Origin of the sequence: Rosenbergiella gaditana (assembly GCF_018494065.1) — a bacterium.
In the GTDB taxonomy this organism is placed as follows: Bacteria; Pseudomonadota; Gammaproteobacteria; order Enterobacterales; family Enterobacteriaceae; genus Rosenbergiella; species Rosenbergiella gaditana.
On sequence record NZ_JABBFR010000011.1, the window covers coordinates 1 to 15,077 of the forward strand.

Annotated in this window: 12 protein-coding genes and 1 tRNA gene; 4 read left to right on the top strand and 9 right to left on the bottom strand. The window is 44.4% G+C overall.

Annotation, left to right across the window (positions count from 1 at the left end; genetic code table 11):
• Window positions 1–562 precede the first annotated feature (562 nt).
• Together HH682_RS09185 and HH682_RS09190 are read left to right on the top strand one after the other, a co-directional pair.
• On the top strand, window positions 563–1,888 hold the full coding sequence (locus tag HH682_RS09185) for an McrB family protein (RefSeq protein ID WP_214237278.1): 1,326 nt from the start codon (window positions 563–565) through the stop codon (window positions 1,886–1,888).
• A gap of 58 nt (window positions 1,889–1,946) precedes the next feature.
• A complete protein-coding gene (locus tag HH682_RS09190) occupies window positions 1,947–4,571 on the top strand; it encodes a restriction endonuclease-like protein (protein ID WP_214237279.1) in 2,625 nt (874 codons plus the stop codon).
• 281 nt (window positions 4,572–4,852) lie between these two features.
• Here HH682_RS09190 and HH682_RS09195 read toward each other — a convergent pair whose 3' ends face one another.
• The 8 genes from HH682_RS09195 to rlmE all read right to left on the bottom strand — a co-directional run bounded on the left by HH682_RS09195 (window position 4,853) and on the right by rlmE (window position 12,283).
• Window positions 4,853–5,140: a hypothetical protein gene (locus HH682_RS09195; RefSeq protein ID WP_250318643.1), complete on the bottom strand. Its 288-nt coding sequence runs from the start codon at window positions 5,138–5,140 to the stop codon at window positions 4,853–4,855.
• 112 nt (window positions 5,141–5,252) lie between these two features.
• Entirely contained in the window at window positions 5,253–6,518 is a 1,266-nt protein-coding gene (locus HH682_RS09200; protein ID WP_214237280.1) for a tyrosine-type recombinase/integrase, read from the bottom strand.
• A gap of 190 nt (window positions 6,519–6,708) precedes the next feature.
• Window positions 6,709–6,795, bottom strand: a tRNA-Leu gene (locus tag HH682_RS09205).
• A 27-nt stretch (window positions 6,796–6,822) separates the two neighbouring features.
• Entirely contained in the window at window positions 6,823–7,158 is a 336-nt protein-coding gene (gene secG / locus HH682_RS09210) for a preprotein translocase subunit SecG (protein ID WP_092671237.1), read from the bottom strand.
• 250 nt (window positions 7,159–7,408) lie between these two features.
• On the bottom strand, window positions 7,409–8,743 hold the full coding sequence (glmM, locus tag HH682_RS09215) for a phosphoglucosamine mutase (RefSeq protein ID WP_214237281.1): 1,335 nt from the start codon (window positions 8,741–8,743) through the stop codon (window positions 7,409–7,411).
• Between the two features lie 3 nt (window positions 8,744–8,746).
• Window positions 8,747–9,580: a dihydropteroate synthase gene (folP, locus tag HH682_RS09220; RefSeq protein ID WP_214237282.1), complete on the bottom strand. Its 834-nt coding sequence runs from the start codon at window positions 9,578–9,580 to the stop codon at window positions 8,747–8,749.
• Between the two features lie 106 nt (window positions 9,581–9,686).
• Window positions 9,687–11,597 (bottom strand): ATP-dependent zinc metalloprotease FtsH, encoded by a 1,911-nt coding sequence (gene ftsH, locus HH682_RS09225; protein ID WP_214237283.1) that lies wholly within the window; start codon window positions 11,595–11,597, stop codon window positions 9,687–9,689.
• 56 nt (window positions 11,598–11,653) lie between these two features.
• Window positions 11,654–12,283 carry a 23S rRNA (uridine(2552)-2'-O)-methyltransferase RlmE gene (gene rlmE, locus HH682_RS09230; protein ID WP_214237284.1) on the bottom strand — a complete coding sequence of 210 codons (630 nt, stop codon included), beginning with the start codon at window positions 12,281–12,283 and terminating at the stop codon, window positions 11,654–11,656.
• Window positions 12,284–12,408: 125 nt separating this feature from the next.
• Between rlmE and yhbY the strand changes: the two genes are divergently transcribed.
• Window positions 12,409–12,702 (top strand): ribosome assembly RNA-binding protein YhbY, encoded by a 294-nt coding sequence (yhbY, locus tag HH682_RS09235; protein ID WP_214237285.1) that lies wholly within the window; start codon window positions 12,409–12,411, stop codon window positions 12,700–12,702.
• 155 nt (window positions 12,703–12,857) lie between these two features.
• On the opposite strand, the gene greA is transcribed toward yhbY, so the two are convergent.
• Complete coding sequence (gene greA / locus HH682_RS09240; RefSeq protein ID WP_214237286.1) at window positions 12,858–13,334, bottom strand: transcription elongation factor GreA; 477 nt, start codon at window positions 13,332–13,334, stop codon at window positions 12,858–12,860.
• 239 nt (window positions 13,335–13,573) lie between these two features.
• Here greA and dacB point away from each other — a divergent pair, with 239 nt between their 5' ends.
• Window positions 13,574–15,007, top strand: a complete 1,434-nt coding sequence (dacB, locus tag HH682_RS09245) for a serine-type D-Ala-D-Ala carboxypeptidase (protein WP_214237287.1) — start codon at window positions 13,574–13,576, stop codon at window positions 15,005–15,007.
• The last annotated feature ends 70 nt before the right edge of the window (window positions 15,008–15,077 follow it).

Below are 15,077 nucleotides of genomic sequence, written 5' to 3' on the forward strand. Positions count from 1 at the left end.
ACAATGAACAGTAACGCTGGCCATGAGAAAACCTCAAAGCGATGATTATACATCAATTCAACTAATTGGATACATCAACGATAAGTCATAGCATGAATTTTGCGATGAAAACCTGATATCTCACTAGTTATTGATAACTTTGATCACCCTGAGTAGGCTGTTCATCTGAGAAGATCATGTTTTTTAGATGTAGCACATTATTATTTTTCAAATAGTAGGAAGATTATGTGTGAGAATTGAAGGCTTTCTAAATATCGATTAACTGACCATTGAAGGAGTTGGCCAGTAATCGGTGACTTACTCCTTATGTATGGATTTTACAAAAGTTTGGATGAGACCACTGAGTAAGTACGGATGCGAGTTTTTATATCTAAAATTAAAGATTAAAATAATTTAAACAATACTCCTCACAGGATGCCTAGATGAAACATTTAGGTTATTTATATTATTATAAAGAAGTTATCATCTAACCACACGGTAATGATACCAACTTGTTGATTCCGAGTTTTTACTGACATCAGGATCACCTGATGTTACAAGGATTGAATGACTGCAGATTCAAATGGCTATCAACAGGTTGGCAGCATCACCAAAAAATGTTAAAAATGAGCCCAACCATAACCGTTATAATGTAATTAATAAACCCTTTCTCATCCTAGCTGGTATCTCAGGCACAGGTAAAACTCGTTTTGTTCGAGAACAAGCAAAAACATCAGGGCAGTTTCCTGAAACCTACTGTTTAACTTCAGTTCGTCCAGATTGGCATGAGCCCAGCGATTTACTCGGGTATATATCTCGCTTAAATGGCTCTGCTGAATATATCACTACGGATGTGTTGCAGTTTATAGCTAAAGCATGGCGTGGCATTGTAAAAAGTGGTTTAAGTATTGAAGTGCAGGATATCGAAGAACAAGGAGAACGTTTGGTAGTGAAGGGGGATAGTAGTACCCTTAAACACGTATTGCCTTACTGGCTATGCTTGGATGAGATGAATCTCGCTCCCGTTGAACAATACTTTGCCGATTATTTGTCAGTATTAGAAACCCGCGAATGGAATTGGACTGGTGATAACTTTACTTACAGTAGTGATGCGTTATTAAAATGCACTACAATTAACGAAGTCGCTGATAAAAGCAAGTTACGTTGTGAGTTAGGTTTTGAAGCGTCTGAGTATGACGAGCTATGGCTGTCAATTTGCCAATATGGTTTGGCAATTCCGTTTAACCTGATAGTGGCAGGCACGGTGAATATGGATGAAACCACCCATGGTTTTTCGCGTAAGGTTATTGACCGTGCGTTAAGCTTTGATTTTGGAGCATTTTTCCCTAATGATTATCAAACGTTCTTTTCGCCAACCAGTTGTAATAAACGCTTAAACTATCCAATTTGGTCACAAGCTAGTGAAACAGATTTAGCCAATACCTTCGATACTGATGGTTCGCAGACAGTAGCGTTTTTAATGGCTGTCAATGAGGTGTTAAAAAACACATCCTTTGAACTCGCCTTCCGCGCACTCAATGAACTACTACTTGCTGTTGTGAGTAACCAACCCAAGAATGATCTAGCACTAAAAGCTGTGTGGGATGATTTTTTGATGTGTAAGGTGCTACCACGTATTGAGGGTGATAACGATAAACTCACCACAACAGATGGCAAAGAACTGTTAGCTGAATTGAATACGGTACTGGCTGCTCAATTACGCCCTATTTGGCAAGCCGATAAAAACGATAGTGCAAATCAGCGCCCTGATTTATATCGCGAAAAAGTAGTGGCAGAGGGCGCACTAGAAGATGAAAAAATACTGTGCATTCCATGCCGTTCAAAAGATAAATTAGCATGGATGCAACAACGTTTAGTGAGCGCCACCTTCACTAGTTTCTGGCCTTAATATATTGGCTTTCTTTTATGAATATAAGGCTAAAAAATTGCAATAGGAGTGCTAAGGAATGCCAGAGTTAATAAGATTACAGACACCCGACTTTGAGTTTTCTGTATGGGCAAATGATATTAGCCAACGGGTTAAAACGTACCATACTACGGTAGCAAACAGAATTAGTTCAACGTCTAATGCTGATGCTGATGCTGATGCTGATGGTCGAGTCGGTACTCTTAATTTCTGTGCTAACACTTCGAAGCTGAGTTACTTATTGCGTTTTTCTCCCCCAGTTCAATTGGACAATATTAATATTTTTCCTAGCAACAACAATCAACAGAGTAATATTGAACAAAGCAACAGTACTGAAAAAACAATTGAAGCCACACCAAAAGATTTAGTTGATGCAGCAAGTACAGATAAGTGCACTGAATTTACATTAACCTCACCGCTGTTTTTCGAAAATACCCAGTACCAATTTGAATGGGTGTTTTTTGGTGAAGTAACAGCAGCATGTTTAACACACCGAAACCAAAATGTGAATGACGCGTTTCGTTTTTCCACAGAAATGAAGACAGTAAGGGGCGTAGTGCCTGCCCGATTAACCGGCACCATTAATACCGGTAATGATGTGGGTTGGTTGCGTTTACCACTCTTCTTTGAGCTTAACGGCAAAACACATACTCAGCATATTGCATTTGAAGTGTTGCCAACTAAAATGGCACTACACCAAGACTTGCCCACCATGTACCAAGCTATTGATAAGGTTTATCCGCTTTGGCGTTTTAGTCTGGTAGAAAAAACTGAGCAAGATGCTGCGACCAGCCAACAACGAGGTCATTTCCCACTCATGTGGATGGCAAATTTTGCGGTGCTAAGAGAACGCTTTGAGCAAGGTTTAAAAGTAATTTGTGCCGCACCGCATAGTCGATTGCAACCAACGATCACCAACATTAAAGCGGCTAAACTAAAAGGCCCCTTGCCACATAAATTAGCAGAGCAGATCAAGCAAGATTTTGCTAATGGTCAATACGATAAACGCTATAGGATGGAAAAGAAGCAACTGAGTGTAGACACACCAGAAAACCGCTTTATTAAAATGGCTGTGGAACGAAGCAAACGACAATTAGCAGAGTTTGAAACTAGGCTACGGCAAAGCAACCAAGCACCAGAGCACCAACGGTTATCTGATTCATTTTTAAATGAGCTAAATAGCTGGCAACAACCGCTACAGAAAATATTAAGCCAAAGTTTTTTAAAAGACGTCGGTGGGTGCACAGGCTTATTCCGCGAATCGTTAGTGCTACAGCAAAAAACTGGCTACAGCACTGTGTATCGTGTTTGGCAGGAACTAAAATTTTATTTGGATATATTTGGCAGCCAGTCGAGCATTTCGATGAAGTCAGTGGCCGAAATTTACGAAGTGTGGTGTTTTTTGTGTCTGAAACAGATTTTAGAGCAAGATCTTGGTTTTGAATTGCTAGAAAACAATACCGCTAAGCTCACACAAAATGATTTTTTTGAATACCAACTAAAAGATGGTTTTGCTGGTGCATTTCGCTTTAAACGCTCAGATGGTGTGACGGCAAAACTGGCACATGAGCCTAAGTTTACAAAAAAAGGTAAATCAATACGCTCGTACTTGGTTAACCAAGAACCGGATATTGTTTTGGAAGTGACACTTCCTAAAAGCATAAACCCAGACTCAGGTTCATCGGAAAAGAAGCAATTTATTTGGTTGTTTGATGCTAAGTACCGCATTAAGACAGATAAAAACCGCTTTGATGATAGTTGCGAAGATATTGAGAGCATCGATTACGTACCAGACGATGCTATTAACCAAATGCACCGTTATAGGGATGCTTTAATTCGCTTATCTGAGCCGTTATCAAGTTCAACAGCTAGCCAACCCGCAAAGAAAAGCCGTCCTGTATTTGGCGCTTTTGCCTTATACCCAGGTTTTTTTGATCAAGCCACAAAACAAAACCCATACGCGACTGCGATAGATGAAGTTGGCATTGGCGCATTTGCATTGCTGCCTAGCCAGACTGAGCAGGATTATTCCGGTCGCCAGTGGTTGGTTGAATTTTTAAAAGTCCAAATAGGCATAATGCCAGACATACAAACAAGGCAAGCCAACGAGACCACGTACTCTATAGCTGGTATGGCGGAAAAGATCTACGTACAAGAAGCTGCGCGGATACCATATCACGGCATGCACCAAGTACTGTATACAGATTTAGTAATGACAGTAGCATTGGGGGGGCAACGTGGCCGTGACAATAGCTACTTTAAGGGATTTGACCAAGGTACGGCACAGTGGTATCACTTACCACAAAGCACATTTTTGCAAAAATTTAAGCAGCATGTCGCCGAGGAAATCCGCTATTTAGCGTTGGCATCAACCTCAGATATCCAAAGTTCAACCAAGCAAATTGACAAAATTTGGCCGATTAAACGTGTGACGGTGTTACCACGCTACGTCTTTACAGAAGCGCAAGCTGGTAAGAAATCAGACTCTACCGATCTTTATTATTTGTTTGAGTTAGGCAAGCCCCTATCACTTCAAACTGCAGTAACAAACGTACCACATCGCCCAATGAAAAATTCGATGAAACTTACAACACTAACTCGCCTAGAAAGCGTGACGGAATTTTCTGGAGTCGAAAAAGTGTACGAAGAAGCGATAGTATTGTAAGCGGTAAGTATCCCTACAGAAAGAACCATTCACTTTTAGAGATCTTCCGACATACTAAATATGTCTCCAGAAGAGATCACCATGCGTAAAGTGCGATTTACTGAATACCAGATTATCGCCGTTTCGAAGTTTGTCACACAGTCAACGATGCCTACCGTGAGACTGCCATTTCAGAAGTCAGCTATGATAACTGAAAAACGAAATATGGCCGTACGTCATCATGACCGTAAAACATGAAACTGTTGCCGAAACAGGCATCCCAAAGATGCCTGTTTATAAAATTAATCAAACGTATACTCGCAGTTCACACACTCATAGCGATCAAACACCACCCCATCTAAAGTAGCCCCCGACACAGCTCCAGCAACAGCCCCTGCAACAAACTGCCCAAATAACGCTCCTACCGCAGCACCAGTAATAGTTCCAACAACAGGAATCGCTGAACCGATAGCAGCCCCGCTTAATGCGCCTGAAACACCACCAGCAACAGCACCGCCCTTTTTACCAATATGACGTTCACGAATACGTGATGAATCGCAGATTGGGCAACAAATGTAATTTTCCATCATGATTTCCTTTTAGGTTGATAAAAAAGCAAAAAAGCCCCTGTCCGTGAGGACAGGGGCTTCAGTGGTATAGTTTTATTGAATAAGACGTATTACAATAAAGTTTTAACGATGATTATTTAAAAGGGTTATTCACTTTCGCATAATCAAAAGGTGAGATAGCTTTTTCTCTATTTGCATCAAGAAAATCAGCCCACCATTGCAGCATCAATCTACGCTCGTCGATAAATTCAGCTTTATGAACATAGGCCGCTCGCACACCATTACGTTCTTGGTGGCTCATTTGACGCTCAACAGCATCTCTAGACCATAGACCTGATTCAATTAGAGAACTACATGCCATAGTACGGAAGCCATGACCACAAATCTCTGTCTTTGTATCATAGCCCATCGATTGCAGTGCCTTATTTATAGTTGTTTCACTCATCGGCTTTCTTGACGAATGATCACCAATAAAGATAAGTTCATACTGACCACTTATACGTTGTACATTTCTGAATAACTCTAGTGCTTGACGAGACAAAGGAACTAGATGAGGTGTGTGCATTTTTGCTCCTCGTTCAGAGTATTTCACTCCGGGAATAGGTTCACGCTTAGGAGGAATAGTCCACATCGCTGACTCAAAATCAATTTCAGGCCATCGAGCAAAACGCATTTCACTAGAACGAACAAAAAGCATTAAGTTAAGATTGATAGCCCACTTGGTAAATTCTCTACCCTTATAATTATCAAGTCGGTTGAGAAACTCAGAGAGACGACTCAACGGTAACGCGGGGCGATGCTCAACCTTCCCAGCTAAAATGGCACCAGCCATGTCTTGAGCTGGGTTATAGTCTATCCACCCATTCTGCACAGCATACGTCATTATGGCCGTTGTACGTTGTTTTAAACGCATCGCAACTTCTAAACGCCCTGAGCGCTCAACGGCTTTGATGGGAATGAGGAGATCCTTGGTTTTAAGATTAGTGATCTGTATATGACCAATGGAGGGGAAAAGCTCAGATTCTAATCCTCTCAAAATACGATCACTATGCAGCTCTGACCATTTCTTATTTCCTGCATGCCATTCCCTCGCTACTGCTTCGAAGGTTCTAGCTTCCTCTTCCTGCTTTTCTTGTTCAGCTTTCTTGTGCTGACTAGGATCAATTCCACCAGCAATCAATTTTCTAGCATCCTCTCTTCGTTGACGAGCATCAGCGAGAGATACTTCAGGATAAACACCTAACGCTAGCATCTTTTGTTTACCGTCAAAGCGATATTGCAAACGCCAATATTTTGAACCGTTAGAGTGAACCAAAAGGTGCATCCCATCACCATCAGATAGCTTTATAGGTTTATCTCCAGGCTTAGCAGTTCTGACCTTTACATCCGTAAGTGGCATGGTAACTCCTCCTTCTGTTGGTACAAATTTATGCTAGTGGAGTCTGTACCAACATTTATACCAACAATGAGTACTTGATGTCGATTGAATTAGGTTGACGTCGGAAGAGTATGAGATAGGGTAAAATGCAGTAATGACGAGGCTTTCACAAACAAAAATGGACGTCAGTTGACGTCCATTCTATAAATATTGGTACCGAGGACGGGACTTGAACCCGTAAGCCCTATTGGGCACTACCACCTCAAGGTAGCGTGTCTACCAATTCCACCACCACGGCACTGCTGATCATTACAATCAGTTGGCGTTATTGCGGGATATCACTCGCTGGCGAAGAGGTTTTCGCTGGCTGTTGAGTTTGCTCAGACTTAGCTGGTGCGCTCAAATTATCCCACTCACTGCCTTTATGTGTTTTATTACTGTTTAGATTACCAAGCACCAGGCTAATAATGAAAAACAGCGCAGCAAGAATACCGGTCATGCGTGTCAGGAAATTACCTGAACCGCTTGAACCAAATAATGTTCCAGAGGCACCTGCACCGAAAGATGCTCCCATATCAGCGCCTTTACCTTGCTGTAACATCACCATAGCGATTAACGCAATAGCGACCAGAAGGAAAATAACTAAAAGAGCTTCGTACATAATTAACCTGTTTCCTTGTACATAATCGTACATTTAAAACGCATCTACCTTCACGAGGAAAGAACTCCCCTGAAGTGGATGTGAATACTAACCAAAGGCAACGCACTCTGCAAGTGCAATTTACGTTGCAGTATTTGATCGCGGAAAAAAGCAGCAACCGTATCAAGAGGCTATCAGTATTGCGCGCAAAAGGCCACTCAACCAGCCAAGGCACTGAGTCGCCGACGACTTGCTGCTACACGAAATAGCGTTATAAACGCTTCACAATTTCCGCAATAGACTGAGCCAGTCCAGTCACTTCCTCTTTATTTTCCCCTTCAACCATCACACGGATTAAAGGTTCAGTCCCAGATTTACGTAACAAGACGCGACCACGGCCTAAAATTTGCTGCTCAGCATGATGCAATGCGGCCAAAACGTCAGGATGTTGGAGTGGGTCACTGCCCGCTGAGAAGCGCACATTGACGAGAATCTGCGGTAAGAGTTTCATTCCACTGCATAAATCATGAAGGGATAGTTTGTTACCGACTACCGCCGTCAAAACTTGTAGTCCAGCAATAATACCGTCACCGGTAGTCGTTTTATCGAGTAATATTACATGCCCAGAATTTTCAGCCCCGACAACCCAACCGCGTTCTTTGAGTTTTTCCAACACATATCGGTCACCGACTTTAGCGCGTTCAAAGGGGATACCTAGCTGCTTAAGTGCTAGTTCCAGTCCCATATTACTCATCAGCGTCCCGACTACCCCACCACGTAGGTTACCTTGACGTAAACGTTCGCGGGCAATGATATAAAGGATTTGATCTCCATCGACTGCCTGCCCAAGATGGTCAACCATCATGATACGATCACCATCGCCGTCAAGGGCAATGCCGAGATCTGCCTTTTCAGCCACCACTCTCTTTTGAAGTTGGCCTAAATCGGTAGCGCCGCACTCTTTATTGATATTCATCCCATTCGGCGATGCACCAATAGTTATAACCTCCGCACCTAGCTCGCGTAGTACATTCGGCGCAATGTGGTAGGTTGCACCGTTTGCACAGTCGACCACGATTTTTAGACGGTTTAAGCTGAGCTCGCTTGGGAAAGTCCCCTTACAGAACTCAATGTAACGCCCTGCTGCATCAACAATACGGCTCGCTCGCCCCAGTTCCGCTGAAGGAACACAGGTGATTGCCTTTTCAATTTCGGCTTCGATCGCGGCTTCAACCTCATCAGGGAGCTTAGTACCCTCGGTTGAAAAGAATTTTATCCCGTTATCATCAAATGGATTATGAGACGCTGATATCACTACACCTGCTTCGGCACGGAATGTCCGTGTGAGATAGGCAATCGCTGGGGTTGGCATTGGACCCGTGAAGGCAGCGGATAACCCCGCTGCTGCTAAACCAGCTTCTAGGGCAGATTCCAGCATATATCCCGATATACGGGTATCTTTACCGATGATGACTATTTTTGAACCTTGTCCGGCAAGAACCTTGCCCGCTGCCCAGCCTAATTTTAAAACAAAATCAGGGGTTATCGGCGATTCACCCACCTTTCCCCGAATACCATCGGTACCAAAATATTTACGTTCACTCATGGATTATCCTTTTGCTCTGAGAGTCGCTTCGACTACGCGTATCGCCTCAACACTTTCTTTAACATCGTGCACTCGAATGATTTGTGCTCCCTGCATCGCGGCGATAACTGCACAGGCCAGACTACCACTCAACCGCTGAGTTGGCCCGACATTAAGGAGTTGACCAATCATAGACTTTCGAGACATCCCCACTAATAACGGCAAATCAAAATGGTGAAAATGTCCGAGATTAGCCAATAATTCATAATTATGTTGGAGGTTTTTTCCAAATCCGAAACCCGGATCAATAATAATATTTTCGCGACGTATTCCCGCTGCCACACAGTGCTCAATTTCGGTGGTTAAGAAGGTGTCGACTTCTGCAACAATCTGCTGATAGCTCGGGCTATGCTGCATCGATTTAGGCTCTCCCTGCATATGCATCAGGCAGACAGGTAGATCAACTTCAGCTGCGGCTTCACGCGCACCGGGTTCATTTAATGAGCGGATATCGTTGATCAAGTGTGCGCCTGCTGACGCGGCGGCACGAATGACCTCCGGTTTAGAGGTATCCACCGAAATCCATACTTCGAAACGTTGTGCTAATGCTTCCACCACAGGGATGACGCGCACCAATTCTTCTTCTACTGATACCTCATCGGCACCCGGACGCGTCGATTCTCCTCCAATATCGAGGATTGTCGCACCAGCAATAACCATTTCATTAGCATGGGTAATCGCATCGATCAGCGTTTTATGGCGGCCACCGTCAGAAAAGGAGTCTGGGGTCATATTTAAAATTCCCATTATATGGGGGAAAGAGAGATCTAACTCACTCCCTCGGGCGCGCAATTTCATTCAGTATCCTCTTTAACGCTTTATCGATGTGATGCAAAAAAAAGCCCCGCATTAGCGGGGCTTTATTGTAGCGCGAACTGACACTATTTATCGAATGATTCAGACATTACATTGGGTTGCCTGGATCGTTATTCTCTGGTGCATCGACAGGACGAGCTGCTTGCGGTGGCGCTACAGACTCTTCTTCTTTCACTGGCGACTCCGTCCAACCTGCTGGAGCACGAACTTCTCGACGCGCCATCAAATCATCAATTTGAGGGGCATCAATGGTTTCATACTTCATCAGAGCATCTTTCATCGTATGGAGGATGTCGATGTTCTCATTTAACAGTTGGCGAGCACGTTCATAGTTATTATCGATCAAGTGCTTAATTTCTTGGTCGATAATACGTGCTGTTTCGTCTGACATATGTTTGGCTTTAGCAACGGAACGACCTAAGAAAACTTCACCTTCTTCTTCCGCATAAAGTAGAGGACCTAATTTCTCAGAAAAGCCCCACTGGGTAACCATATTACGCGCGAGGTTAGTCGCCACTTTAATATCGTTGGATGCACCCGTAGAGACTTTTTCTGAACCGTAGATGATCTCTTCTGCCAAACGCCCACCATAAAGCGTCGAAATTTGACTCTCTAATTTCTGACGGCTAGCACTGATCGCATCACCTTCAGGTAAGAAGAAAGTCACACCTAGCGCACGTCCACGAGGAATAATCGTCACCTTGTGCACCGGATCATGTTCCGGTACGAGACGACCAATAATCGCATGTCCCGCTTCGTGATAAGCCGTCGACTCTTTTTGCGCTTCCGTCATGACCATTGAGCGGCGTTCTGCGCCCATCATGATCTTGTCTTTAGCCTTTTCGAACTCAACCATCGACACGACACGTTGGTTGCTACGCGCAGCAAACAATGCCGCTTCGTTAACGAGGTTCGCTAAGTCAGCACCGGAAAAGCCTGGTGTTCCACGTGCAATAATCGCAGCATCAATGTCTGTCGACAAAGGAACGCGACGCATATGCACTTTTAAGATTTGCTCACGACCACGTACATCAGGCAGTCCGACGACGACTTGACGGTCAAAACGGCCTGGGCGAAGTAGTGCTGGGTCAAGTACGTCAGGGCGGTTAGTTGCCGCAATAACAATAATCCCTTCATTACCTTCAAAACCATCCATCTCAACAAGCATTTGGTTCAACGTTTGCTCACGCTCATCGTGACCACCGCCTAACCCTGCCCCACGTTGACGTCCAACAGCATCGATCTCATCGATAAAAATGATACAAGGAGCCGATTTCTTCGCTTGTTCGAACATATCACGAACACGTGAAGCACCCACACCAACAAACATTTCAACGAAGTCTGAACCCGAAATTGTGAAGAATGGGACTTTAGCCTCTCCAGCAATTGCCTTAGCCAGTAATGTTTTACCGGTACCTGGAGGGCCCACCATCAGTACGCCTTTAGGAATTTTCCCGCCTAGCTTTTGGAAACGCGAAGGTTCACGGAGGTATTCCACCAGCTCGCTGACTTCTTCTTTCGCTTCATCACAACCTGCGACGTCGGCAAAAGTGGTTTTAATCTGATCTTCGGTCAACATACGAGCTTTGCTTTTACCGAAAGACATGGCACCTTTGCCGCCGCCTCCCTGCATTTGACGCATAAAGAAGATCCACACACCAATCAGCAGCAACATTGGGAACCAAGAAATAAAGATAGAGGTCAGTAGACTTTGACCTTCTGGTGGTTCACCAACAACTTTTACCTTCTTAGATAAAAGATTTTGCAGTAATTGCGGGTCATTGACAGGAATATACGTAGTGTATTTATTGCTATCGTTAGTGGTTACGTTAATCTCACGCCCATTAATACGCGCCTCGCGAATCTGATTTTGATTCACTTCTGTCACGAAAGTAGAGTAATCGACTTTCTTGCCATTTGACTCGCTGGGCCCAAAGCTTTGGAACACGGTCATTAGCACTACTGCAATGACTAACCAAAGAATTAGGTTTTTCGCCATGTCACTCAAGGGATTAACCTCTTATTTACAACGATGTTAACAGAAAGCGTAGGGAGCTATATTTTGCGCCCAGTCGCTACAATGTACACTTCGCGAGAACGTGAACGCGAAGCGTCTGGCTTACGAACTTTTACTTTCGTAAATAAGGAGCGGATTTCGCGTAGGTAATCATCAAAACCATCTCCCTGGAACACCTTTACTACAAAACTACCACCTGGTGCCAAAACATCGCGACACATTTCAAGTGCGAGTTCTACGAGGTACATCGCGCGAGGGATATCCACCGCGGGAGTGCCACTCATATTTGGTGCCATATCTGACATTACTACCTGCACCTTACCGTCACCGACACGATCGAGCAACGCTTTTAGTACAGCTTCTTCTCGGAAGTCACCTTGAAGAAAGTCTACACCAACAATTGGATCCATTGGCAAGATATCACATGCGATAATTCGGCCGCTTGCTCCAATCTGTTCAACCACATATTGTGACCAACCACCCGGCGCCGCACCTAAATCTACAACCGTCATGCCGGGTTTGAACAGACGATCACCTTGTTGCATCTCATCCAGTTTAAACCATGCTCGCGAACGTAGACCTTTCTTTTGTGCTTGTTGCACATATTTATCGCTAAAGTGTTCCTGTAACCAGCGGCTTGAGCTGGCTGAACGCTTTTTTCCCGTCATACTTTTTCCAACATTTTTGTATCGCAGCGATAAATCATTACGCAAAATGCTGCGTTGATTTGGCGATATACCAGAGATGGCGGTACAATGACCTGTTTTCAATCCCTGAGTAAGTAAATAATACGATGAATCTAAGTACTAAACAAAAACAGCACCTAAAAAGTCTCGCCCATCCACTGAAGCCAGTCGTGATGTTAGGCAACAATGGATTAACCGAAGGTGTTCTCGCTGAACTTGATCAAGCTCTAGAGCATCACGAACTGATCAAAGTGAAAATCGCGACTGAAGACCGTGAAAACAAAGCTCTGATTGTGGCAGCAATTGTTCGTGAAACCTCAGCGGCTGAAGTTCAGGTTATCGGTAAGATACTGGTGCTCTATCGTCCTTCTAAAGAAAAGAAAATTTCTTTACCACGGTAATTCTGGAAGAAAATATCACCATTTTACCTCCAGTTAAAAGGCTGTTTTACAGCCTTTTTCTTTTCTTAAGATATATTAGCACGGTTAAACCAGCTTGCGGGACCGAAATGGCGAAAAGCCCACTCCGAGTATAACATATCGTCGTATTCTGATAATTAGAGGTACTCGACCTTAATCACTTCATACTCAACATCTCCACCTGGCGTTTTCACAACCGTGACATCATCCACTTCTTTACCGATTAAACCCCGGGCCATTGGGGAATTCACAGAGATCAGATTTTGCTTAAAATCTGCTTCGTCATCTCCGACAATACGATAGGTCGATTCTTCTTCCGAATGTGTATTATAGACAGTCACCGTTGCACCAAAAATGACACGACCCGTCGCAGCCATTTTTGTCACGTCAATGATTTGAGCGTTAGATAATTTTGCTTCAATTTCTTGAATACGCCCTTCACAAAAACCTTGCTCTTCGCGTGCAGCATGGTATTCCGCATTTTCCTTTAAATCTCCATGCTCTCTCGCATCCGCAATAGAAGCAATAATACGAGGGCGCTTAACATTTTTAAGCTCATTAAGCTCTTCACGCAGCTGTTCTGCGCCGCGAAGGGTCATAGGAATCTGGCTCATCTTGTACTCCTCATTAATCTGTTATTCAGTCAATCATCCTGATTCGATACGAGCTTAACCGATTAAGCTGCACCTAAATTTGAAACAAAACAACCCCGCCTCAGATAGTTTGCTATCCAAGGCGAGTAAATTTTCAGTTTGATACATATTTTACCCGAGAGTTCCGCCCGGATCATCGTTTACTTTGCCCCTCAAGGGGACGTAGTATTGCGGGCTCAACTGTTAACGACGCCGAGATTATGCGACTTTCAAGACTCATTACAGCACTCACCTTTGCAGTAACGCTTCAAGCTTCTGCCACGCCAGTCGAGGATTATACCCAATACCTCCCTGATGGTACCAATCTCGCGTTCATGGCGCAAAGGGTAGGCGATACCACACCGATTGTCGATTATCACGGAAAACAAATGGCGCTGCCTGCCAGTACGATGAAAGTGTTCACTGCGCTTGCTGCACTATTGGAACTTGGCAAAGATTTCCGCTTTCAGACGACCTTTGAAAGCCACCAAAAAATAGCGGGTGATACCTTACAAGGTGATTTAGTCGCACGGTTTGGTGGCGACCCCACGTTTACCCGTCAAGACTTACGCAATATGGTGGCGCAGCTCAAACAAAAGGGTGTCACCCACATTCAAGGTAACTTAGTCATCGATACCTCGGTTTTCGCGAGCCATGATATGGCCCCTGGCTGGCCGTGGAATGATTTAACCCAATGCTTTAGTGCGCCGCCGGCAGCAGCTATCGTCGATAAAAACTGTTTTTCCATCTCGCTCTATAGCGCGAAAACGCCAGGCGAAAATGCCTTTATCCGTATCGCTTCTTACTATCCTGCGCATATGTATAGTAAGGTGAAAACGCTAGGCCCTAACTCAGGTGAAGCGCAATATTGTGAACTTGACGTGAACCCAGGTGAATTAAACCGCTACACCTTGACTGGGTGCCTGCGTCAGCGCAATGATCCTCTACCTCTCGCCTTCGCCGTACAGGACGGTGCCGCTTGGGCCGGGGAGATTTTACGCGATGAGTTACAAAAAGCCGATATCGACTATCGCGGCCATTTGGTAAGACAAACACAACCTAGTGAACCCGGTACTGTGCTGGCGATAGAACAATCCGCCCCACTCCATAGCCTGTTACATACGATGTTGAAGAAGTCAGATAATATGATCGCCGACACCGTTTTCCGTACTATTGGCCACCACTATTTTAACGTGCCCGGTACATTCCGCGCAGGGTCGGACGCGGTACGCCGTATCCTTCGTGAAAAAGCGGGTATGGATATGGGTAATACTATTCAAGTCGATGGTTCAGGATTGTCACGACACGATTTGGTTGCACCGGACACCATGATGCAAGCGCTACAGTTTATCGCTAAGAATGACAGTAGCCTCGATTTTATTAGCATGCTCCCTCTAGCGGGCTATGATGGCACTTTGCAATATCGTGGTGGTCTGCACGAAGCAGGGGTGGATGGAAAGCTTTCCGCGAAAACCGGATCGCTCCAAGGCGTGTATAACTTGGCGGGCTTCTTAACCACTTCACGTGGAACGCGTATAGCCTTCGTGCAATACCTTTCGGGATATGCGGTACCGCCTGAAGACCAGCGAACCCGACGAGTTCCCCTCGTCCGGTTTGAAAGTCGGCTCTACAGCGATTTATATCGGAATTATTAGCCATAAAAAACTGCACCTTACTCAGTTGGCTATCCAACTTTTGGGGTGCAGTCCATTACGCGGTTTTTTA